Source organism: Streptomyces sp. NRRL B-24085 (assembly GCF_001282115.1).
GTDB lineage: Bacteria > Actinomycetota > Actinomycetes > Streptomycetales > Streptomycetaceae > Streptomyces.
This window is the reverse complement of sequence record NZ_LJBR01000346.1, coordinates 1-22446: the sequence shown is the minus strand read 5'-3', so window position 1 is coordinate 22446 and position 22446 is coordinate 1. Positions and strand designations below refer to the sequence as shown.

The 22446-nt window shown below is 68.9% G+C and carries 21 protein-coding genes and 2 pseudogenes; 19 read left to right on the top strand and 4 right to left on the bottom strand.

What is annotated here, in order from left to right; genetic code table 11:
- The first annotated feature begins 194 nt into the window (after positions 1–194).
- Both AOJ26_RS31810 and AOJ26_RS31805 read left to right on the top strand, forming a co-directional pair.
- On the top strand, positions 195–926 hold the full coding sequence (locus AOJ26_RS31810) for a sigma-70 family RNA polymerase sigma factor (RefSeq protein WP_159044440.1): 732 nt from the start codon (positions 195–197) through the stop codon (positions 924–926).
- Complete coding sequence (locus tag AOJ26_RS31805; protein WP_053851828.1) at positions 923–1444, top strand: MarR family winged helix-turn-helix transcriptional regulator; 522 nt, start codon at positions 923–925, stop codon at positions 1442–1444. Before AOJ26_RS31810 ends, AOJ26_RS31805 begins: the two co-directional genes overlap by 4 nt.
- Here the strand turns inward: AOJ26_RS31805 and AOJ26_RS31800 are convergent.
- Entirely contained in the window at positions 1434–2360 is a 927-nt protein-coding gene (locus tag AOJ26_RS31800) for an alpha/beta fold hydrolase (RefSeq protein WP_053851827.1), read from the bottom strand. The genes AOJ26_RS31805 and AOJ26_RS31800 overlap by 11 nt on opposite strands.
- Before the next feature lie 161 nt (positions 2361–2521).
- Here AOJ26_RS31800 and AOJ26_RS31795 point away from each other — a divergent pair, with 161 nt between their 5' ends.
- The 3 genes from AOJ26_RS31795 (at position 2522) to AOJ26_RS31785 (ending at position 5519) form a co-directional block, all read left to right on the top strand.
- Positions 2522–2788 (top strand): WhiB family transcriptional regulator, encoded by a 267-nt coding sequence (locus AOJ26_RS31795; protein ID WP_053851826.1) that lies wholly within the window; start codon positions 2522–2524, stop codon positions 2786–2788.
- Between the two features lie 173 nt (positions 2789–2961).
- The gene (locus tag AOJ26_RS31790; RefSeq protein WP_053851825.1) at positions 2962–4593 is read left to right on the top strand and encodes a cytochrome b; all 1632 of its coding nucleotides are present in this window, start codon (positions 2962–2964) and stop codon (positions 4591–4593) included.
- A gap of 77 nt (positions 4594–4670) precedes the next feature.
- Positions 4671–5519: an alpha/beta fold hydrolase gene (locus tag AOJ26_RS31785; protein WP_078960109.1), complete on the top strand. Its 849-nt coding sequence runs from the start codon at positions 4671–4673 to the stop codon at positions 5517–5519.
- Positions 5520–5626: 107 nt separating this feature from the next.
- Here the strand turns inward: AOJ26_RS31785 and AOJ26_RS31780 are convergent, their stop codons facing one another.
- Positions 5627–6688 carry a ferritin-like domain-containing protein gene (locus tag AOJ26_RS31780; protein WP_053851824.1) on the bottom strand — a complete coding sequence of 354 codons (1062 nt, stop codon included), beginning with the start codon at positions 6686–6688 and terminating at the stop codon, positions 5627–5629.
- Positions 6689–6808: 120 nt separating this feature from the next.
- Positions 6809–7387 (bottom strand): YceI family protein, encoded by a 579-nt coding sequence (locus AOJ26_RS31775; protein ID WP_053851823.1) that lies wholly within the window; start codon positions 7385–7387, stop codon positions 6809–6811.
- An 816-nt stretch (positions 7388–8203) separates the two neighbouring features.
- Between AOJ26_RS31775 and AOJ26_RS31770 the strand changes: the two genes are divergently transcribed.
- The 8 genes from AOJ26_RS31770 to AOJ26_RS43635 all read left to right on the top strand — a co-directional run bounded on the left by AOJ26_RS31770 (position 8204) and on the right by AOJ26_RS43635 (position 16087).
- On the top strand, positions 8204–8938 hold the full coding sequence (locus AOJ26_RS31770) for an alpha/beta fold hydrolase (protein ID WP_053851822.1): 735 nt from the start codon (positions 8204–8206) through the stop codon (positions 8936–8938).
- A 299-nt stretch (positions 8939–9237) separates the two neighbouring features.
- A complete protein-coding gene (locus AOJ26_RS31765; protein WP_053851821.1) occupies positions 9238–10104 on the top strand; it encodes a sigma factor in 867 nt (288 codons plus the stop codon).
- A gap of 9 nt (positions 10105–10113) precedes the next feature.
- The gene (locus tag AOJ26_RS31760; protein WP_053851820.1) at positions 10114–10389 is read left to right on the top strand and encodes a hypothetical protein; all 276 of its coding nucleotides are present in this window, start codon (positions 10114–10116) and stop codon (positions 10387–10389) included.
- Positions 10390–10592: 203 nt separating this feature from the next.
- Positions 10593–11141: a hypothetical protein gene (locus AOJ26_RS31755; protein ID WP_053851819.1), complete on the top strand. Its 549-nt coding sequence runs from the start codon at positions 10593–10595 to the stop codon at positions 11139–11141.
- Between the two features lie 475 nt (positions 11142–11616).
- Positions 11617–13578 carry an N-acetylmuramoyl-L-alanine amidase gene (locus AOJ26_RS31750; RefSeq protein WP_373413147.1) on the top strand — a complete coding sequence of 654 codons (1962 nt, stop codon included), beginning with the start codon at positions 11617–11619 and terminating at the stop codon, positions 13576–13578.
- A 173-nt stretch (positions 13579–13751) separates the two neighbouring features.
- Positions 13752–14105 (top strand): antibiotic biosynthesis monooxygenase family protein, encoded by a 354-nt coding sequence (locus AOJ26_RS31745; RefSeq protein WP_053851817.1) that lies wholly within the window; start codon positions 13752–13754, stop codon positions 14103–14105.
- Positions 14106–14970: 865 nt separating this feature from the next.
- Entirely contained in the window at positions 14971–15267 is a 297-nt protein-coding gene (locus tag AOJ26_RS31740; RefSeq protein ID WP_234358721.1) for a hypothetical protein, read from the top strand.
- A gap of 673 nt (positions 15268–15940) precedes the next feature.
- Positions 15941–16087 (top strand): hypothetical protein, encoded by a 147-nt coding sequence (locus tag AOJ26_RS43635; protein ID WP_159044438.1) that lies wholly within the window; start codon positions 15941–15943, stop codon positions 16085–16087.
- A gap of 78 nt (positions 16088–16165) precedes the next feature.
- On the opposite strand, the gene AOJ26_RS31730 is transcribed toward AOJ26_RS43635, so the two are convergent.
- Positions 16166–16747, bottom strand: a complete 582-nt coding sequence (locus AOJ26_RS31730) for a flavodoxin family protein (protein WP_053851814.1) — start codon at positions 16745–16747, stop codon at positions 16166–16168.
- Between the two features lie 697 nt (positions 16748–17444).
- Between AOJ26_RS31730 and AOJ26_RS31725 the strand changes: the two genes are divergently transcribed.
- The 6 genes and pseudogenes from AOJ26_RS31725 to AOJ26_RS31705 all read left to right on the top strand — a co-directional run bounded on the left by AOJ26_RS31725 (position 17445) and on the right by AOJ26_RS31705 (position 21984).
- A complete protein-coding gene (locus tag AOJ26_RS31725) occupies positions 17445–18452 on the top strand; it encodes a hypothetical protein (protein ID WP_053851813.1) in 1008 nt (335 codons plus the stop codon).
- A 14-nt stretch (positions 18453–18466) separates the two neighbouring features.
- A complete protein-coding gene (locus tag AOJ26_RS31720; protein WP_053851812.1) occupies positions 18467–19114 on the top strand; it encodes a hypothetical protein in 648 nt (215 codons plus the stop codon).
- Between the two features lie 131 nt (positions 19115–19245).
- Positions 19246–19684: pseudogene (locus AOJ26_RS45295) on the top strand (DUF6192 family protein); the annotation flags it as partial.
- Between the two features lie 100 nt (positions 19685–19784).
- Positions 19785–19958 (top strand): annotated as a pseudogene (locus AOJ26_RS45290) (DUF6192 family protein); the annotation flags it as partial.
- Between the two features lie 127 nt (positions 19959–20085).
- On the top strand, positions 20086–20373 hold the full coding sequence (locus AOJ26_RS31710) for a hypothetical protein (protein WP_063790354.1): 288 nt from the start codon (positions 20086–20088) through the stop codon (positions 20371–20373).
- Between the two features lie 72 nt (positions 20374–20445).
- Positions 20446–21984: an NlpC/P60 family protein gene (locus AOJ26_RS31705; RefSeq protein WP_078960108.1), complete on the top strand. Its 1539-nt coding sequence runs from the start codon at positions 20446–20448 to the stop codon at positions 21982–21984.
- Positions 21985–22446 lie beyond the last annotated feature (462 nt).

Below are 22446 nucleotides of genomic sequence, written 5' to 3'. Positions count from 1 at the left end.
GTCCGGGGCTACGGGGTGGCGGGTTGCTGGGGCGTCCGGGGCCAGGGGGTGGGAGCCCCCGGCCACGTGGCGGCCACGGTACGACCACGGGGTGCCCCACGGTCCATCAGGGGCGCGGCAGTGCCCTTGCCGGCGCGAAGTTGGTGTCGGTGGCGAGGGAAGCCGCCGATCCCCAGCCAACAGAGGAGCCGATCGTGGACACATCTGTGATCGCAACCCGGCGGAGTCCGCAGTCGGTGATGGCGACCATCACTCCCGCGCCCGTGGAACTCGACAACGCGGTCTTCGTGTTCGGCCGCGTCCGCCCAGGACTGCTCAAGATCGCCAACCGGATCCTCCGCGATCCCGGCGAAGCCGAGGACGTCATCCAGGAAGCCTGGCTGCGCTGGCAGGGCACGGACCGCACCGTCGTGGCCGACCCCGGTGCGCTGCTCCGCACGACGACCGTCCGACTCGCCATCAACGTGCTGCAGTCGGCACGCAGACGCCGCGAGTGCAGCGCCACCCCCTGGCTGCCGGAGTCCACGGACACCGGGATGACACCAGAGGCCCTGGCCGAACGCCAGGACTCGGTGGAGCATGCCGTCCTGCTGCTTCTGCAGACCCTGACCCCCAACCAGCGCGCGGCGTACGTGCTGCGCGAGGCGTTCGGCTACTCCTACGACCAGATCGGCGGGCTGCTCCACCTGTCCGTGGCGAACGCTCGGCAGCAGGTCTCCCGCGCCCAGGACAGACTGAACAACCGGCGGCACCGGCAGCACGTGGACGCGGCCACCCATCGGCGACTGGTGCAGGCGATCTTCAGCGCCACCCGCACCGGGGACCTCGACCGGCTGGAGCGCGTGCTGACCGGCCAGGACGGGCCGTACTCCGGCCAGGGGACGGCCGCACATGACGACGCTGCTTCCTACCGGGCCACCGCATGACGGGCAGGTCGCACGGTGACGTGGTGGGCGAGGTGCGCACCGACCCCGGCGGCGCCCGTACGCAGTCCTGCGCGACCGACCGGTGGGACGCCCTCGACCGCCTCCACCGCCGCGTCCAGGGGACGGTGGAGCGGCGGCTGCGCGAGGAGACCGGGTTCGGGGTGAGCGATGTGCAGGCCCTGCGCCACGTGGGAAGGAGCTCCGCCACGAACGCAGACGCCGAACCCCTGCGGCTCGGGGATGTGGCCGACGGGCTCGGCCTGAGTCAGTCCGCCACGAGCAGGCTGATGGCACGCCTGCGCCGACGGGACCTGATCATGTCGATCACCGTCGACCACGACCGGCGCGGCGTGCAGGTGCTGCTGACCCCGGCGGGGCATGCCGCGCTGCGCCGTACCGCGTCCCGCTACGACCAGATCGTCCAGGACGCGGTACGCGATCTCGGCTCCCAGGACGCCGATCCTGTTCTGTGGCGCTACCTCATCGGCGAGAGCGACGCCCGCTCGGTCATCCGTTGAGGAAGTCGCGCACGACCGCCGCGAACTCCTCGGGGCGCTCGATGTGCCCGAGATGGCCGGTCTCCTGCAGGATCACCAGCCGGGCGTCGGGAAGGAGCTGGTGCATCATGTGTGCCCAGCGCGGACCGCAGATGAAGTCGTCCCCGCCGACCAGGACCAGGGTCGGGACGGTGAGCCCAGGTAGTTCCTCGCGGACGTCGAACGGGGGCTCCACCCCCCAGGCCGGCGCCGCGAACATCCTCAGGGATGCCCGCCCCGCGGCGAACTCCTCCTCGCGGCCCCAGTAGTCGTGGAAGTAGGCGGGCGAGATGGTGCGCAGCACCTTCGTCGCACCCTCGTCGTCGGACCGGTCGAGTCGCGTGGTGAGATCCGCGACGTAGGTGGCCACTTCGGGCCGCTCGTCGGCGTGCCGCTGGACAAAGCTCTGCATGTTGGCCACGGCGGCCGCCCAGAACTCCTCTCCCGTCACCGGTGAGGTGTCGTACAGGACGAGGGATACCAGGCGCTCGGGGTGGTCGAGGGCGTAGCGCTGCGCGACGAAGCCGCCGTGGGAGTGGCCCAGCAGGGTCACCTCGGCGAGGCTCAGGTGCTCGATCACCGCGTGCAGGAAGTGGGTGTAGGTGGCGAGGGTGTAGTCGCGTGGGTCGGCCAGCCGGCCGGACTCGCCCGTGCCGACCGGCTCAAGGTAGACGACGGTCATGCTGCGCTCCAGCTCGGGCATGCGCAGGTACTCCCAGCCGATGCCCGGCCCTCCGGAGTGGGCGACGCACACCGGGCCGGTTCCGGCGACGTGGTAGCGCTGGTCGACGGCGGCCGTGCCGTGCTGGACGACGAGGGTGTGGGTGCCCGGGGAGAGGGGGTCCCGGGGGTCGACGGCTGGACTGGGTAGGGGCCTGGGGCCCTGTGTGGCGTTCACAAGTCACAGATGGTGCGACGACTCGGAGCCCCGCTCAAGACATTGTGCTTGTTGTCACAACGTATTTCACACCGTTGCCCACCGCCATGGGATGTCACAGGAGCTCCCTTCGGTCGGTCAGATACATGAAGGGCATCCGCGACGAGTGAGGAGGCGCTGCGATGAGTTGGCGCGAGAGAGCGGCCTGCCGGGATGTCGACCCCGACCTGTTCTTCCCCATCGGCACCGCTGGTCTGACGCTGGTGCAGGTCGACGAGGCGAAGGCCGTGTGCGCCCGGTGCCCGGTGCGGGAGCGGTGCCTGCAGTGGGCGCTGGCCGCCGGGCAGGTCGAGGGCATCTGGGGCGGCACGACGGAGAGCGAGCGCCGCGCGACGCGTCGGCGCTCGGTGCGCAAGGACATCGAGCAGATCGGCGCGAAGGCGTCCTGAGCCGGGCAACCCCGACATGATCCTGCCTTACGGTCATGTCACACCTTCACCACTTTCTCGGTCCTTCTGGTGAGGGCAGCGAAACCTTGTGCGGCAGCTCGTCGCCATGTGCCGTTTCGTTGCGCGGACCCGGCCGCAAGGCGCCCCGGTGATGTGTTGATGGTGGTAATGACATGAGTGACGTAATCGAACCGGTCACTACGGCGGGCAGCCGCAACGGTGGCAGAATCGCCGACTGGGCAAGAACACGGATGGGCATCGGGTCCACCACCACGACAGGCACACGCAGGGTCCGTCCGGAGCACTGGTCGTTCCTGCTGGGCGAGATCTGTCTCTACAGCTTCGTCATCCTGCTCGTCACCGGTGTGTATCTGACGTTCTACTTCCACCCGTCGTCGAACGAGGTCGTCTATGAGGGCAGTTACGCACCGCTGCGCGGCCAGTTGGTGTCCGAGGCGTTCGACTCGACGATGCACATCTCCTTCGACGTCCGCGGTGGCCTGCTCATCCGCCAGGCCCACCACTGGGCGGCACTGATCTTTGTCGCCGCCCTGCTGGCCCATCTGATGCGGGTGTTCTTCACCGGCGCCTTTCGCAAGCCTCGCGAGCTGAACTGGGTGGCCGGTTTCGGCCTGCTCGTCCTCGGCATGTTCGGTGGTCTGACCGGCTACGACCTCCCCGGCGACCTCTTGTCGGGGACCGGCCTCGCCGTGGTGAACGGGGCCCTTCTGTCAGTACCGGTCGTCGGTACCTACCTGTCGATGTTCCTGTTCGGCGGCGAGTTCCCCGGGCACGACCTGGTGCCCCGCTTCTACGTGATCCATGTCCTGGTCATTCCGGTGCTGATGCTGGCGCTCGTCGCCTTCCACGCCTTCCTCGGGCGCCGGCACCGGCACACCCAGTACCCGGGACCCGGCCGTACGGAGCGCAACGTGGTCGGCCCGCCGACGAAGGTGTACGTGGTCAAGGCGGGTGGCTATTTCTGCATGGTCGCCGGGATCGTCTTCACCATCGCCGCGATCGCGCAGATCAACCCCGTCTGGGAGTTCGGCCCCTATCGCGCCGACCAGGTCTCCGCGGGATCCCAGCCCGACTGGTACATGGGCATCGCAGACGGGCTGCTGCGTGTCATGCCCGGGTGGGAGGTGAACTTCTGGGGCCACACCCTGGCCCTGGACAATCTGATCCCTCTCCTCGCCGGCCTCGGCTTCTTCCTCGTCATGGGCGCCTACCCGTTCATCGAGGCCTGGATCACCGACGACGATCGCGAGCACCACCTGCTGGATCGCCCCCGCAACCGGCCCGTGCGCACGGCGTTCGGCGTGGCATGGCTCGGCGTCTACCTGGTGGCGCTGCTCGGAGCCGCGAACGACATCATCGCCGTGACCTTCCACATGTCGGTCAACACGATCACCTGGACGGTCCGCATCGCCCTGTTCGTCGTACCGGTCGCCCTCTTCCTCGTGACCAAGCGCATCGCCCTGGGTCTGCAACGCCGCGATCGCGACAAGGTCCTGCACGGCCGCGAGACCGGCATCATCAAGCGCCTGCCGCACGGCGAGTACGTAGAGGTGCACCAGCCCCTCGACCCCTACGAACTACACGCCCTCACTGCACACGAGCAGTACCGGCCCCTCGACCCGGGACGACGCGACGCGGACGACTTCGCGAACGGCAGGGTGCGACGGTTGCGCGCATGGCTCAGTCGTGGCTTCTACGGCGAGGGGACGCAGATCCTCAAGCCCACCGTCCGCGAGTACAGGGAGATCACCGGCGAACATCCCGCCACCAGCAAAAGGGAATAGAGGACGCAAAGTGTCACACCTGCGACATGCGCCCGGTCCTTGAAGGTGACAGCACACCGCTTCCCGAAAGGCCTCCCATGAACGGCAGTTCCGCCTACCAGCGGGTCCGCACCCCGCTCTCCCTCCTGGCCACCGCCTCCGTCGCCACCGCCCTCATCGCCACGGCCGTCGCCCCCGCCCACGCGGACAGAACCACGTCCGCGCCGGACAGCGAGAAGAAGCCCACGGTGGTGCTCGTGCACGGCGCGTTCGCCGATTCCACCAGTTGGAACGGCGTCATCAGGCGGCTGAGGCACGAGGGCTATCCCGTCGTCGCCGCGGCCAACCCACTGCGCGGTCTCGACAACGACGCCTCCTACCTCAAAGAGGTCCTGGCCGGGATCGACGGCCCGGTGGTCCTGGCCGGACACTCCTACGGCGGATCGGTGATCAGCGACGCCGCCCACGACGCCGACAACGTCAAGGCCCTGGTGTTCGTGGCCGCCTTCCTCCCCGAAAAGGGGGAGAGCGCGGTCGAGTTGTCGGCCAAGTTCCCCGGCAGCACCCTCGGCGATGCGCTTCGCTCGGTGCCGGTCACCCTGCCGGACGGCTCCCGCGATGCGGACCTGACGATCGAACCGAGCAAGTTCCACCAGCAGTTCGCCGCGGACGTCCCCCGCAACACCACGGACCTCATGTCCGTCACGCAGCGCCCGATCACCAATGCCGCGCTGGCGGACGAGGCCTCCGAGCCCGGCTGGAAGGACGTCCCGTCCTGGGCCGTGGTCGCCACCCAGGACCGCAACATCCCTGCGCAGGCCCAGATCTTCATGGCGCAGCGCGCACACGCCCACATCACGCGCGTACGGGCGTCACACGCCGTGGGTGTCTCGCACCCCGCCGATGTCGCCGGGGTGATCGAGGCAGCCGCTCGCACCGTGCGCTGACCCATGGGTGCCGCGGGTCAGGGGGTGTGCAGGCTCCGCCCCCTGACCCGCACCAACATGGTGGCCCCCTGGACCGTCGATCCAGGGGGCCACCATGTGTGCGGAAGTCAGCCGCGATCTTCCGGAGCGACGTAGTCGAATGTCGGGCCCGCGGTCAGGCCCTCGCCGTCGGGCATCGACATCAGACTCTGCGCCTGCCCCTTGAGCGCGTACATCGTGCCCACCGACACCCCGAGCATGGCGGGATTGCCGTTGAACGCCTGCTCCAGGAGCCCCAGCAGCTTGCCGTACGCGATGTTGAACGCCTCCTGCGCAGTGCGGATCGCACTGCCTTCCGGATGGTCCTCCAGCCGCGGGTTGGGCCGCATGGGGCGCACCCCGGCGCGGTCGACGCTGAGCGTCTCGCCGGTGGGCCCTGTCTCCGGTGTGTCCCCCGGCTGGTAGCGCCGGCCCTGCGCGAGTTCCTGGAAGCGGTAGTAGTGCGAGACCGCCTTGGTCTGTGGGTGGAACATATCCATGTCCCCGTCCCACACGTCGACGCGTGCCGCACCCTCGCCCTGCTCCACGATCTCCTCCAGGGCGGAGAGCGCCGAGGCCAGATCGGTGACCGGGCTCAGCCGCCCGCCGGTGTGCCCGAAGGGTCCTGCGGCCACCTGGCGGGCGGGATCACCGGTGAAGACCTGTTCCTCGCCGAGCTCGGCACACAGGTGTCGCAGGCCCTTCTCGATCGCGTCGTAGAACTGGCCGATCGTCATGTAGGCGTCTCCCTCGGCCGGGTCGTCGGGGAGGGCGGGTTGTTCGAGGCGGAGGAACATGGTGAGCGCCTCCTCACCGAACGGCAGCAGGGACAGCTGCATGGAGGGGTCGGCGTGCGGCATGGGCCGCGGATGCGGCGACAGAATCCGCGGGGTGTCGACACGAGGTTGCCCACCGACCGCGTTCAGGAGGTTCGCCACCAGCGCGAGGTGGATCATCTCCTCGACGAACACGCTGCTGACCACTTCGACGGCGTGGGCGTTCCGCTCGGGGTCGAGGGAGTAGAGGGCTGTGAGGTAGGGCGGCAGCGTGGCGTGTTCCAACTCGATGGCCCACTGCAGGTGCTCTCGCAGGTCCTCCATGGTCGTGATCGAGCGGAACCGGGCCCGGCCGGTGGGGTCTTGATGACTCATGGGGGTCTCACCTGGGTTTCGTGCGTACGGTTGGACCGCGGTCGCGGACCGACCTGTGGTCACCGGCATCGCTGCCGGCGGGGACCGCGCGGGGCGGTCGGTCATGGGGCGCGGGGTTGGTCAGGCGGCATCCGCGCGGGAGACGCGGACGGCGGAGATGTCGAAGTCGAGCCTGACCTTGTCGCTGATGAGGACGCCGCCGGTTTCGTCGCTCGTGTTCCCGCCCAGTCCCCAGTCGGAGCGGCGCACCAGGGCTGTGCCGGAGAAGCCCACACGGTGGTCTCCGCTCTCGTCCTGCGTGGCCCCGTCGAAGACGAGGTGGATGTGGAGAGGGAGTTCGACGTCCTTGATCCTGAGTTGGCCCATCAGTCGGAACTGGCCGTCTCCGCGGTCGGCGAGGCCGGTGGAGCGGAAGACCAGCAGCGGATAGGTGGCGGCGTCGAGGAAGTCCGGACCCGCGAGACGGGTGTCCCGGTCAGGGCCGCCGGTGTCGATACTGCCGGTCTGGACGCTCAAGTAGGCCTCGGAACGGCTGGGTTGGTGCCCGTCCAGCTTGACCAGCCCCTCGAACACGCCGAAGCGCCCGCGCAGGTTCGCGATCACGGCATGCCGGACGGAGAAGCCGATGGTGCTGTGTGCCGGGTCGATGGTGTAGACACCGGTCAGCGCGGTGTACGGGTACGGGACGACGGTCGCCATAGGTGGGTCCTTGCAGTCGCTGATCACGACGAACAGGCCGTTGCCGGCCGTCGCCGTGTGTCTGCCGATGGTGGAGCGGACCGCAGCCGAGGAGGCCCGGGCAAGGTCCGCAGCAGGACAGACAGGTGAGCGCCTGCGCCTGTGACACTTGGACCGCCGCTCTGCGCGTGTCACAGCGCGCCGAGGACACAACGAGCCGCCCTGACGCACGTCGCACGGTCAGCACGACGGGATTGCCCGCGTCGGAAACCAGGGTGAACCCGTGCTGGGCCGGCTCAGCGGCGATGGCGTCCCCGGAAGACGCCCCCGTACAGAAGGTCTCGGTGTACTCGCGCAGGACAGTCGGCCGACGTCGGCCGACAGGTACGGACCGTGTCACTCCGCTGGGCCTCGCCGGGTCCGGCGGGGGTCCTTTCCCGCCGAGACACGCGAACGTATCACCGTCCACACTCTGTCCGCCCAGCCACCAGGGCGACGCGAGAAAGGCGGGCGCATGGTGCCTGTGCCGATGTCCAGCTCACCGACTCGCCCGTTGCCCAGCGCTTCTCCGTCCGGTTGCCGCACGTGCGAGGCACCGGCCTTCCTTGACGGCACCTCGCAGAACTCGGCACGCACGGCGGGGGCCTCTGCGGAGGGTGCGCGGCGGCACAGGCGACGGCACGGAAGCGAGTACCTCCCCCACACACCTGTGACACTGTGTGCCACTATATTGGGTGTGTCCGGCGCAGCACATGATGCTCGTCGTCCCGGTTCCCCGCGGCCGCACAGCCTCCCCGGATCCCGGCCGCGGCCCCAATCACGAGGGATGTACCGACCATGCCCGCCATCCTCATCCACGGCGTTCCCGACACCCACCGCGTGTGGAACGGCGTACGCCGACACCTGACTCGCTCCGACGTCGAGGCCTGGGACCTTCCTGGTTTCGGCATCCCCCGCCCCACCGGCTTCGGCTCCGGCAAGGAGGAGTACGTCGACTGGCTCGTAGAGCGCCTCGAGCGCGTCGGCGAGCCCGTGGACCTGGTCGGTCACGACTGGGGCTGCATCCTCACCGCTCGCGTCGCCTCCCTCCGCCCCGACCTGGTGCGCACCTGGGCCGGCGGCAACGGACCCATCAGTTCCCGCTATGTCTGGCACCCGCTGGCCGAGACCTGGCAGGACCCTGTCGCCGGCGAGCTGTTCATGGCTGAACTGGACCCTGAAGCCTTCGCGAAGGACCTGGTGAACGGCTTCGACGCGCCCGCCGAACCGGTGGAGGAGATGGTCCGGCACGTCGACGGCACGATGAAGGACAGCATCCTGCGCCTGTACCGCTCCGCCGTGACCATGGGAGCGGAGTGGGAACCGGCCCTGTCGAACGTCACCGCACCCGCGCTGGTGTTCTGGGGTGAGCGCGACCCGGCCTGCCAGATCGAGTTCGGCGACGAGCTGGGCGCCGCCCTGCGCGCCACCCGCGTCCTCCATCTCGACTGCAACCACTGGACGGTGCTGGAGCGGCCGGCGGAGGTGGCCGCAGCCCTCGAGGCTCACTGGGCGCAGGGCGGGGGGCGTTAGCCCTCGTCGGCAAGCGACGAGGGAGGCGGATCCGGGGACTGCCCCGGTGTGCCCCTTGACAGCCGCCTTCTGCCCTGACGACCACCGCGAAGCTGCCCGCGGCTCGCCGGAACACGGGGAGGTGCCTACGTGCGACCGGGACACCGTGTCACATGATCTGCCGCTGTCCGGTCAGCAGTGCATCGGTACGACCCGCCAGACGAAAGCGGACTTCTCCTGTCCCGGGCTCCGCGGCGGGAATCGGCCGGAATCAGGGGTGGCACCGCCTTGTCGGGTGCTGTGCGAAGAGGTGATGCCAGATGGACCTGGAACGGGACGACGAGACGGTGCCGATCGCGGAGCTGTTCGACGAGCGACGGCGGCTGCTCAACGTCGCCTACTGGCTGCTGGGCCGCAGCCAGGATGCCGATGACGTCGTGGCGGAGACCTACCGGCGCTGGTACGACCTGGCCGACGACCACAGGACCCGCATCGCCGAACCCCGGTCCTGGCTGGTGAAAACCGTGGGCGGCATCAGTCTGGAGCGCTTGGCGCCGACCGGGCGGCCGCCCCTGGGCCCGGTCGGCGCGGCGCCCTCTGAGGATGTGGACGAAGAGGTGAGCCAGGCGCTTCTCGACGCGCTGGACACGTTGTCACCGGCCGAGCGGGCCGCATTCGTCCTCAATGACGTGTTCGGGATGGCTCCGGGCACAGTCGCCGCCATCGTCGGGAAGACGGAACAGGAATGCGGTGAACTCGCTGCCCGGGGCCGACACAGCCTTCGGACCAGGTGGGCACACCCCGTCACACCGCAGCAGCACGACCGTGTGGTGCGAGCGGTCCGCCAGGCCTGCGCGGCGGAGAATCCGGACCGGCTGAGGTCCCTCCTGGCACCGGACGCCACCGTGTTCTTCGACGGAGGCGGCAAGGTCAGGACCCTGACCCGGCCCGTCCACGGCGCACGGCGCGTCACCCGCAGCCTGCTGACCCTCCTGGCCGGGCGCCCCGGCACCACGCTGCAGTGCCAGTCCGTCAACGGGCGCACTGGGATAGTGGTGCGCTACGGCGACAAGGTTGCGGCGGTCATCAGTCTTGACGTCGCGGGTGACCACGTCGTGCAGATCTGGGCGGTTCTCAATCCTGACAAGCTCCGCCACTGGAACCGGGCGGCCACGCAGGAGAAGTGAGGACAACGCATGGGCCAGGACCTCGATCCGCGTACCGTCGGCGTATTTCTGACCGCGGAAGCAGCCCTTCTCGAGGCGCGGATCCGCATCCTTCAAGAAGCGATCGACGACGTCGGCACCCGCATCGAACGCTCGGCGGAGCGACTGCGCCGCCTTCGCGAGCAGTGCCCAGGGGAATCCGACCGGATGCCCGAGGAACTGCCGACCACGGTCCTTCTCGCCCTCCCGGACCCGGAGTCCCGTCACCAAGGCCCCGAGCGGTCCGCGCCTTGTCCCCACCGCTGAGGTGCCGCTCACCAAAGGGAGAAGACAGTGGCAGACATCTCATCGGGCGGGGCCTCGCGTCACCATCTTTTGCATCTTCCGGGTTCGGAACTCGTACGCTGTGTCATACGATGCACCCACATACATCCCCGGGTCCGAGCCGAGCGGCACCGCGGCTGACTTCAGCGAGGCGCGGCACGGAGGGTTGAGGATGAGAGGAAGACATGGTCTCGGCAACTCGCGCAGCGCATGAGATTGAGGTCACTGCGGAGAGTCTCCAGGAGGACCTCGCCCGCCTGGAGATTCAGAAGCGGGCACTGGAGAGGGAACTGGCCGCCGTGGCCGCCCACCTCGACTCCGTCCAGCGCGCCCTGAGCGCCCTGACAGCCCTGATGACCGAGCCGTCCGGCGATCGCGCCGCCGAGCAGCCCGAACAGGCGAAGGCCGACACTCCGGCTGTCGCGCCCGCCCGCGCGGCGCGGAAGCAGTCCGCGCCGCGGCAGGCGAAGCCCACGCGGAAGGACGAACCGACGCCGTCCCCGCGTGCGCAGGCCGACGAACCACGCAGCTACGGCGCACTCACCGAACAGATCCTGGAGTACTTCGCCGGTGTCGGCGATGCGGAGGTCCGGGCACGCGACGTGGCCGCGGCGCTCGGCCGGGACACCGACTCCGGGAGCATCAACGCGGTGCGCAGCACGCTCGACCGTCTGGTCGGCACCTCCCGTGTACGCCGGGCCGGCCGGGGCCTGTACCGCGCTCAGAAGTCCTGACCGGAGCTCCCTCGGCTCCGCGCACGCATAGTCACCCATCTGCCTCGGGCGCCTGCTCGCGGGGGATCGCACAGGCGCCCGAGGCACCCATCCGCAGACCGACAGTCCGCGGGTGGGTGCACGCTCCCACACGGCCACTAAAAGTGTGACACAGTGTCGAAGGTGCTGTGAGAAGTGTAAAGCACGCCACAGCGTCTTCGCATCCAACGTCCCGCTCCCGGCGCCCTCCCCGGACGCCCAGTGCCCCGCCTGGCCTCACCTTCGCGGCGGCACCCCGCCGCCTGAGCTCTCCAGCAACTCGCTGACCCGAAAGGGCTGTTATGCCCCTTCCACACACCTCCGGCACAACACACGTGTGACGTGAACAGTTACTCTTTCCGTGGCCACCGCAACAAACACGGCCCTATAGTCATCCGCGCATCGAGTTGCCGCCCGGGCCTTCCCCCACGAGCGGCCATGCCGCTGGCGCACCTTGATGCCCACGTTTCTTCCTCTGAGGAGCATCACCTTGCACAGAAGAAAGAAGGCCCTTGGCGTGCCCGTCGGCATCGCCGTGAGCGCGCTGGTCGCAGGCACACTGCTCACCCTGCCTGGCCACGCACGCGCCGACGACCCGAACGCGACCGCGGCCTCCCGCCAACAGGCGCTGCTGGCCGCTGCCGAGGAGTTCGACATCCCGTCGAGCGTGCTGCTCGCCCTCTCCCACCAGGAATCGGCGTGGGAGGGCCACGGCGCACTGCCGAGCACCGACGGCGGTTACGGACCGATGAACCTCACGGACGTCACTCCCTCCATGCTGGCGGCTGGTGCCGCGGGCGCGGCAGGCCGAGCCGACCTCGACTCCCTCGCCGCGGACCCCGCCCTGCACACCCTGCGCCAGGCGGCCAAGCTGACCGGACTGTCCGTCAAGTCCCTGCGCGAGGACGACACCGCGAACATCCGCGGGGGTGCCGCCCTGCTCGCCTCGTACGAGAAGGACTTGGTCGGGACGACCCCCGCGCACCCCTCCCGGTGGTACGGGGCCGTGGCCCGCTACAGCCAGGCCAAGCAGAAACAGGCGGCGGCCTCCTTCGCCGACCGCGTCTTCCGCACGATCCGCAGCGGCGCCTCGGTGACAACCCAGGACGGCCAGCGCGTACATCTGGCCGCCGAGCCTTCCGTCGACCCCGCCCGGGAGCAGATCAACTCCCTGCGCCTGAAGGCCACGTCGACAACGGCCGCCACCGAATGCCCCACGACCGTCGACTGTACCTTCGTCGCCGGATCACCGGTCGGCCGTCAGGTCGCCGACCGGCCGACCAACGGCATCCGCATCGACACGATCGTCATCCACGACCTGGAGTCCACCTACGACGCCGGCGTGGCGGGTCTGGCCAACCCCACGAACCCCGCCGCGACCCACTACGTCATGTCCTCGACCGGCGCGGTCACCCAGATGGTGCCCACCAAGGACATCGCCTTCCACGCGGGAAACTACTCGACCAACCTGCACTCGATCGGCATCGAGCATGAGGGGTACGCCGCGCACGGCGCCGCCTGGTACACGGAGGCGCCGTACCAGGCCACAGCAGACTTGGTGAAGTACCTGGCCGAACGTTTCGACATCCCGTTGGACCGACAGCACATCATCGGTCATGACAACGTTGCCGGGCCCAACTCCGCCCTGGTGTCCGGCATGCACTGGGACCCGGGTTACGCCTGGGACTGGAACCACTTCATGAGCCTGCTCGACGCCCCCGTCAGCGGCGTATCCGAGGTACCGCAGCCCGGCTCTGTCGTGTCCATCAAGCCGTCCTTCGCGGACAACGTGCAAACGCTCCAGATCTGCCCCTCCGACGACCCGACCGGCCAGACAACCACCTGCACCGAGCAGCAGCACCCGACCAACTTCGTCTACCTGCGCACCGCCCCGAGCGAGACGGCCCCGCTCTTCGGCGACCAGGCGATCCACGGCACCGCACCCGGCACCGTCCGGGTGAACGACTGGGGCAGCACGGCTCAGGCCGGGCAGCAGTTCGTCGTCGCGGACGTCCAGGACGACTGGACCGCCATCTGGTTCAGCGGTGAGAAGGTGTGGTTCCACAACCCCGGCGGCGTCAACACCCGCACCAGTTACGGAGTGAAGATAATCCGGGCCGCAGGCACCACCCCCGTGTCCCTCTATGGCTCCAGCTACCCCGACAAGGCCGAGTACCCGGCCGGCCTGGGCGCCTCCACACAGGCACCGCTGAACATGTATGCCATCCCGACCGGACAGGCGTACGTGGCAATGCGGGCGGCGACCGCCACTGACGACTACTTCCCCTCCAGCGGAGCGGTCGTGATCGGAGGCAAGAAGATGTACACCATCCAGTACAACCACCGTGTCGCCCTGGTCTACGCGAACGACGTCACCGCAACCACGGCCGTCCACCACTGGGAGAACGACGCCAACTGACCCTGCGGTCCGGGTCATTGACCGACTCCAGGAGGGCCCTCATGCCAAGTGCTCTCGGGCACCCTTTCATGAGGGCCCTCGCATAGCCTGTCACGCCTTCCTCAACTCGAGAGCGCCCACATCGGCATCCGCCGACCGGTCACAGACGCGGGGCGTCGTCGGTCAGTAGGGGCATGAGCCATTCCCTCGATTCGAAGACCAGCACCGACGAGCCGGTCACCGTCATCAAGAGCTACACCGTGCCGACGGACGAAGCCGACTACTTCACCGTCGTGTACCAGGAGAATGCCCGGATCATGGCGACCCAGCCCGGCTTTCTCCGCTCCCGTCTGCACCGGCCCCTCACCGCTGGCCCGGAGACCCGCTTCGTCCACATCGCTGAATGGGCGTCGGGGACCGCGCTCGACAACGCCACAGACAATCCCGAGTGGCATGCCGCGCTGCAGCGCATGTTCGACGACCCCGGCCTGCACATCACCTCAGAACCGGCGAGCTACCGCGTCGTCGTCGAACTCCGCCCGTCCTGACCTGCCCCTGCCCTCGCACAGCTGCATGACTCGGCTCAGAGCCGCGCCGTTTCGCGACCCCGCCGACACCGTGAGGCAGTCCCACTGTGGTCTCTTGTCTGTGCAGTCTCCTCCGCTACAGCGGGAGTTGTATGCCCTGGTCATGCATAGCAGCGGAGGACAGTCCCCCTTCGGAGTGTTCGGCCTTGTAACCCTTGACACGGGCTGAAGGGTGCGGAGGCCGACGGTTGCGGCGCTGTGGTGCGCCTGGCGCAGGGGCCGTCGGGCTCCGGGCGCGGTCGTGGCGCTGGAGCCAGGAGACGCGGCGACGGAGGATGCCAAGGCGCGGGAGGCTCTGGTGTCAGGGCCGGGGATCGCGTAGCCGGGCCTGCGGTAGGGCCGGGCGGCTCCCAGGAGCACTTCCAAGTGCCAACCGCGTGTCTGTACTGACTCGGTCAGCTCGCCGTCGCCGGGGCGCCGCCCCCGCCCACGACCGTGAGGCGGGTCACCGGCTGGCTCACCCGTCACCCCAACACCCCTGCGCCAAGACAAGCGCGCCGCGTTGAAAGACATCCTGGCTCGCTGTCTGCGGCCATGCTCACCGCCCGCACGCACAGCCCTCGGGGCGCGACGCTGCAGAACGAGGGTTCTTGAGTGAGTGTCAGGTCCATCATGCCTGGTCGAAGCCGCGTTTGGTAGGACGAAGCGCACGCCCGTACGGCCTTGTTGCGGGCGGTGCCGTGACCGCAGACTCGTCGTCATCCACTCTCCGGCCAACGGGCCGGCATCCGTCATCGGCTGCCGGCCCGGTTCGCCGTGCTGTCTCGCCGTGTGACATGTGCCGGCCGGGGAGGGACGGGGACGAAGGGGATCAATGGATCAGGACATGGTTGTGCTGGCGAGGGTCAGGCTGCTCAGCGCCAACCGCCGGGTGGTGCGAGGCGTCGAGGGACTGTGGATCTACCGTCTGCTGACGCAGGTCGAGCCGGAGGTGTACGGATCGAAGCTGGCGTACGTCCTGGTGGAGGAGAGCGGCTCACCGCTGGTGCGGGAGATGCCTGAGCGCAGGCTGGCCCTGCTCCACGAGGCCGTGGAGGTGGCACAGGCCCTCAGTTCAGCCAACCCGTACCGGGAGAAGGTACTGAAGAGAGCACTGGCCGCGAGAGCTCGCACGATGGCATAGCTCCGAGTGGGGCCCCGGCTGGGCCAGGGCCCCCACGCCCTCGATCGCGTGGTCGCTCGGCATGAGTTGCGCCAAGGCTGGCTCTGTCGGAAAGAGATCATGCCCGCGTCCGACCGGGCGCAACGCCGGCGCTGGCGCTGCGCCTGGCCGTATGCCCATCACCGCGCCATGAAACTGCGGCGACGGCACCGCTCTGCCAGAAGGGATCAGGGCAGCAGCTACAGATCCGAGAGCAGAGTGCGGTGCAGCTGCTCGAAGACTTCGGCCTGCTGCCACCGCTCCAGACGCCGCGCCAGCAGGACTGGCCAGAGCCAAACGCAGCTTCAACGACCGCAGTTGCCGGTGTTCCTGCTGCCGGAGGGCCCGACCACGCAGAGGCTGTCTTCCGGCCGCCCCGTTCGAGCGTCCGCCGGGCTGTCTGCGTCGGGAGGGGGGTGGTGCGAACTTCCTCGTTCCAGATGTGGAAGTTCTTTCCGGTCCGGAAGGCCGCCCGAGTGGGAGGGCGGCTGTGTCCCGGTTGTCGGCCTCGTCAGCCAGGGGCACGCGGACGGCCTCGGCCAGCTCTCATCGTTCGGCTGTCGCTGTCGGAATCATCTCGACCATCACCCGGCGGAAGTGAGGCAGCTTCAGATACCGCGTCAGGGGGATCGCCTCGTCGACCGCGGCACCGGTCGTGGCCGCGACGGCGGAGTGGTCGCGGGACGCCGTGGAAGCGGTGGACCATGACGTGATCCGAGCCGCGATCCCCCGCAACCCGATGACGGGCAGCGTCGCCGCGAGCCAGGTCACCGTCGCACTCGGCACGCGACCCGACCCGTGACGGCACCCCGAACCACCTGACCAGCAGGACCGCCCAGCAGCTGCTGGTCCCGGCGGTCCCGACCCTTCCTTACGACGCTCAGGCAGCGCGCCCTTGCAGGAACACTCGCGCCGTCTCCGCCACCCGGCGGCCCAGGTGCTCGGCGGTCTTGACGTCGGACTTGTGGACGGCGTCCGGGCCCTCGTCGACGTTTGTCTGGGCGGCAGCGCCGGCGAAGACGCCGAGGCGGTTGAGATCGTGCTCGGAGCCCTCGCTGTTGTTCCAGCCGGGGTGCAGACCGAGGTTGATCCAGTGCATGCCGTGCTGCGCGGCGAGGATCTGGAAGAACTGCAAGGTGTGCAGCTTGTCGCCACTCTTTGAGCCGGAGTTGGTGAAGCCGGCGGCCAACTTGTCCTTCCAGTCCTGCCCGAACCAGCGCTTCGAGGACGCTTCGGCGAAGGTGTGGAAGGCGCCGGACGCGGTTCCCATGTAGGTCGGCGAGCCGAAGACGACGGCGTCCGAGCGGTCCAACAGCGCCCACTGCTCGTCGGTGATCTCGTCGACCTTAATCAGATGCACCTCGGCACCGCCCTCAGCGGCACCGTCGCGGACGGCTTCAGCGAGGACGGCTGTGTGCCCGTAGCCGGAGTGGTAGGCGATGGAAACAACAGGGGCGGTCACGGTATGTACTCCCGGAACGAAGGAAAGATCGGGCAGCCTGAGACGGGCAACCCGCTGACACTTCCGAAAGGAAAGCACTAACTAGAAGTTAGCGCAACCCAGAGGTTAGCTGTGTTCTCGAGTCCGCCTGGACATGGACCTCACGCAAGAGCACGCGGCGCGCCACGTCCGGCGCCCTACCGGGTCCGCGAGGAAGAGGGCCGCCGACCAGGATCGACCGGTTTCGTGATCGACTCACAGGGCGGGGAAGACCTCTCCCAATCTTCCCGCCCGCAAACAGGGCCCGATGTGGACAAACGCAACGTCGGCCACAAGCGAGACGTGACGGAGACGGATCTGTTGTCGATGCCCGCCTGGTCCCGGCTGACGACGCCCCATCTCCGGCCGCTCAGAGGTGGTTCTCTGGTCAGGCCGTCATACCGTCACGGCACTCGTGCGGGCCGCCGTCCGTGCCTGCGACTGGAGCGGTTACGAGCAAAGTGACGAAGCCTACGATTCCCAATGGGACCGGCCGTTTCCCCCAACCGAACTCGAAGCTCGGGGAACCGCCATGTGGTCGCACCTGAGAACCACAGCAGCGGGGTGGCGGAAGTACTCCCATCCCTGGAGCTCCCGACGCGCGCTGCTCATGCGCTCGTCGACGGGCGCGCATCGACCCGGCCCTTGAGGTTCCTGAGCTGGGCGTTAGCCTCAGCGGATGATTCCTCAGCCGCCACCGAAGGTCATCACACGTCTCCGCGATAGGCGGATCCACGCCTACGTCGTGGGCGCCGGCGTCTACGGGACGCTGGAGCCTACAGCGGTTTTCCAGCCGCGAGATGGCGAGGAGGCCGTAGCGTCGGTGGTTCGGCAGGATTTGGAGCGGGTCGTGTACACGACACTGAACGGAGTCGTCTGCCTCACGCGCGCCGGCGACCTCGTATGGGCTTCGGACTTCGAGCCGCTCTCTGACGTACGCCATGGCCACCGCCCTGGCTGTGTGCTGTCCCGGGACGGCCGGACGGTGTGGGTCTACCGGCCGGACGCGATGGCGGGCCGTGGGGGCGGGGACCAGTGGGTCGTGCACGATGCCGACAGCGGTGTGGTTCTCGCCCGCTGCGAGCTGGAGACGGTCGGACACGGCGCCTTCCACCATGTGCATCCCGTGGACGGCAGCATCTACCTCGACATCGGCGAGGGCCAGGACGGCTCCGTCATTCTCCGGGGCACGGTCGGGGCGGACAACGAGCCGGAGTTCGTGACGTACCCGTGGCGGGACCGATGCCTGATCGACCTGTCTCCGTCCGGACGCCAGTTCATGACCGTGGACCACGGGCAGGCAGACGTCGCCTTCCATGCCCACCCCAACGGTGACGTGCTCTTCACCTTCCCTGTCGAAGCCTTCGGGTACGACCTGGAGGAGTCCTTCGTGGAATGGAGCGGCGGCTACCTGACCGAGGACACGGCCATCGTCACCGTGGGCGGTGAGAGTGAGGACGAGGACGAGTGGTTCCGCCACCACTTGGTCGACGTACGCACAGGCACCCTCAGCGGCGAGTTCGCCGTCGAGGTGAGCAACCCTTACGAGCTGGTTCCCCTGGGCGACGGATCCTGGCTCACCGGCGGCCCCGGCGGCGATCCCGTGCGTTGGTCCAGGTCTCCGCAGCCGTCAGCGCCACCGCACCCGGCCGCACCAACGTGTCCGTACGAGAGGCAGCAACCGTGACGGCAGGCCCCCGAGTGCCGCTGGTTCCTGAGGCGCCCCAAGGCTTGAGCCGACGAGCTCGTTACTTCGTCGAGGGACACGGGCTGCGTCTTCCTCACCGCGACCTCGAGCCCTTTCGAGAGGCATGGCTCAAGCAAGGGATTCCGGATGCCGAGATCGACCGGGCTGTCGCCTTCCAAGAGCGCTGGGGCGGCCTCGCCCTGCCCCCGGCCCCCGAATACGAAGGCGGCCCGCGCGTTCTGGACGCCGATGCTCCCGAGGGCTCGGCCGCGAACGGCTGGCGGTTCTCGGCCGGCGCCTGTCGCGTCTCCATGGCCCACGGGTTCATGATCGGGCCAGGAGGCGAGTTCGGGATCAACGCTGACCACTGGACGCCGCTGCACGCCAGCACAGAGGGATGGGTGGAAGCCCTGGCACTGGCCAGCCACGCGAGCTACTGGGCCAAGAACATCACGAAGATCAAAGGCAGCGCCGTCGAGGACCTGAACCTCGATGGATTCGAGCCGGTACCCGAAGTCCAGGGGCTCGCTGACACCTGGTGGCGGGGCAGGGACTCACTCGTCGCCATCTACCGCGGCGAAGCCTCAGGTTTCAGCGCCCCCCACTGCCTGAGGGCTCATATCTACGGCGGGCTCGATGCATGGGGCCTGGTCGGCAGCTGACTTCGAGTCATAGTTGTGTCACTTCCGAAGATCGTGCAGGTACCTGGCGTTGCGGATGAGCCGATGAAGTCGGTGGGCGGGGCGATGCCGGACGGCACGGAGACCCGTTCACCGTGACGGAGTCGTTGCCGATGTTGCGGACGACAGCGGCGTCGAACGCCGGACGGTGGAGGACTGCGCCACACCGCCAACCGCCGGCCCGGGGGCGCCTCAAGGACAGCGTGTCCGTTCACCGCATCCTCGCCTCGGTCGCGGACGAGGACGAGCGGTGGGCCGTGATCGAGGACGGGCCGGTCAACCCGCGCACCGGAGTGAGGCAGTGGTGGCGGACGGCGCGAAGCGCGTCGTCGGCCAGCGAGTCGACCGACCGGTCACGATGGACGAGAAGGCCCAGGCCGTCGCCGACCTGACCCGGGACGACGAGGGCGCCGCCCAGGTCGCCACCGACCTGCTCAAGCGGCCGGCAGTTACCGAGCATGTCACCCCGACCGAAAAGGTCCGGGTCATCACAGAGCTGACCAAGGACGAGACGTCGCGCAGCAGGTGACCACCGACCTGCTGCGCCGCCCGGCCGTCGCTCGGACGGCCATGCGGGACCACACCACCCGGATTCTCGTCCACCTCACCCAGTCAACCCCGCCGGGACCCGGGCCCCAGGACCCAGGACCGGATCCGGGAACGCACCCCGGCCGTCAGCGCAATCGAGCACACCATCGAATACCTCGACCTGGTCGGCTCCTGCCACGGCTTCGTGGCCACCCTCGGCCATCTGGTCCCGCAGCTGCGCGGGCAGGAGTTCACCGACGACAAACGCGGGACCGTCGGCCAACAGATCGGCCGGATTCGCGCCGCAGCGGACTGGCGCCAAGCAACCCTCGGCAACTGCGAGTTGACCCTGGCGAACAACTGGTCCAACTGCTCGGCCGCCGACCGAGCACCACGGCGACCGCGGCCTGGTCCGTGTCGTCCTGATGGAAGCACGCCTGGCTGGCCTGCACACCTACCAGCTCACGGCCGGCCGCACTCGCCTGACCCGCTGGCAGATCAGCCGCGGCATCCCGGACGCCGCGACATCATCTCTGCGGGGAGAACCTGACGCCGATCACCTGGACCACGCCGAGACGGAGTTCATGTTCTTCGGCGACCCGTCGGGCTGGATCGACTACGACAAGCGGCAGTTCGGGCAGATCCTCGGCTGCCTCACCCGCGTAGTCACGGGCACGCAGCGCCGGGATTGGCATGTCCCGGTAATCAGCTAGCCTCTCGATGATCAGCGGAGCGGAAACGGCTCCGCACGTCCAGCGGCGGACCTGCCGCCGGAGGGGGAAACGATGAACAGACAGCTGCGCGCGGGGCCGACCTGGTCGGGACTGCTTCGGCCCCTGCTGGCTTCCGCGCTCCTGGTTTTCGGTCTGGCGCTCGTGCCGGCGGCACCCGCACACGCGGCAGGCGACTGCAGGGCGTACGGGGAGACCAGCGTTCAGGGGGCACTCGCTGTGAAGGCCGCCTGCGACGAGGTGGCGGCCGGCACCATGTACTCCTGGGGAGGCGGGCACGGACCTGTGCCCGGCAAGACGCACGGCACCCCGGACGGCGGCGGCGACGAGGCGTGGAACGACGGCAATGTCGTCGGCTTCGACTGCTCGGGGCTGACCCGCTGGGCATGGTCGGTGGCCACCGGCCGGGACATCCTCGGGCCCGGAACGACGTCCGACGTCTTCGACCGCTACTGGCCTGTCCGCTTCGCGGGCAGCGACGGAACGGCCCATCTCAAGCCCGGGGACGTGCTGTTCTGGCAGCGCACCCGGTTCTACTGGCAGAGCACCACGCACACTGCGATCTATCTCGGCGACGGGAAGATCGTGGAGGCGGCGGAGTCCCAACACCCCCTCCAGGTGGCCGACTTCAGCTCGCATTCCAGCAGCATCTACGTCGGGGCGATCCGGCCGGGCGAGGGATCAGACTCGGCTTCACCGGACAACTCCGGCCTTCCCGGCCAGCTCTTCAGTACGTGGGGCGAGTGGGTCCGGGTGGGGAACGAACCGCGCCGCGGATCAACGGTGCAGCACACCTTCCCGGGCCCCACCCAGGTGAAGATCTCCTGCCAGACGCGCGGTGAGTCGATCACCGCCGAGGGGATCACCAACGACCTGTGGTCGTACCTGCCCGGATACGACGCCTGGATCACCAACATCTACGTGCGCGGGCCCGCCGCGCTGCCGGGAGTGCCGGACTGCCTCAGCGGAGGCCCCGTCGGCGGCGGCGACACCGGCGGGCGGTTCACCACCTGGGGCGACGGGGTGAACGTGCGCTCGCAGCCCACACTCACCTCCGCCGTCCGGCAGACGATCGGCGGCGAGACGTCGGTGCGCGTCTCGTGCCAGCAGCACGGCGACGTCGTCAACGCGGAGGGCTTCGTCAACACGGTCTGGTCCTACCTGCCCGACTACGACGGCTGGATCACCAACATCTATCTCAAGGGTCCCGCCGTGCTGCCGGGGGTTCCCGACTGCGCCGGCGGCGCACTGGGCGGAGGCACCGCCACGGCGGGCTGCACCGACGGCGGAGCCCCGAACGGAGCGGGCGCCCGCTCGCCGCGCTCGGTGTCGATCGCGGGCCGACTGATCGAACTGCGCTACAGCGACACCACCGAGTGCGCCTGGGGACGGGTCACCGGCGGAGCACCCGGCGACGAGGTGTGGGTCGACCGAAGCATCACCGGCGGGCAGTCCTGGGACCAGCTCGGCTTCACCAGGATCACCAGCGGCTCGGACGTGTTCACTACCGAGTGGAACGACCACAACGTGGTGATGCGTGCCTGCGGCAGCCCCGGCGACAGCGACACGGTCGTCTGCACCGACTGGTTCTGACAGCCGACAACGGCGGCGGACCGCCGGCGCGGGCCCGACGACAGGCCGCCGGCGGTCCGCCATCGCCCGTACGACCGTATCGGCCGGGCGATGCGGGATCACCACCAGCACCACGGACGCACCCCCGACGTCGTCGGCCGCGGCGAAGCCATACACCTGGCCCCGTCCTCATGCCTGCGCCGCACCAAGACGCTGGAAAGAGGACGGGTCCTGGCCGGCTACCGGGCCAACCTGAAGCGCGAGCGCTTCGGACGCGGTCTGACGTGTTCCCCTCCCTCGATGTCGAGCACTCCCGCACCGCCACCCAGTCGCAGAGGAAGAGCTGAGGGCGAACGAGCACGTGGTCGCCTGTCATGTCGTCTGCGGCAACGGCGACTTCCCCGTCGACCTCACCGCACCGGAGCGGCGCGCGGACGGATGACGCAAGGGGGCATCCCGCATGCCCCCTTGCCCCCTTGCCCC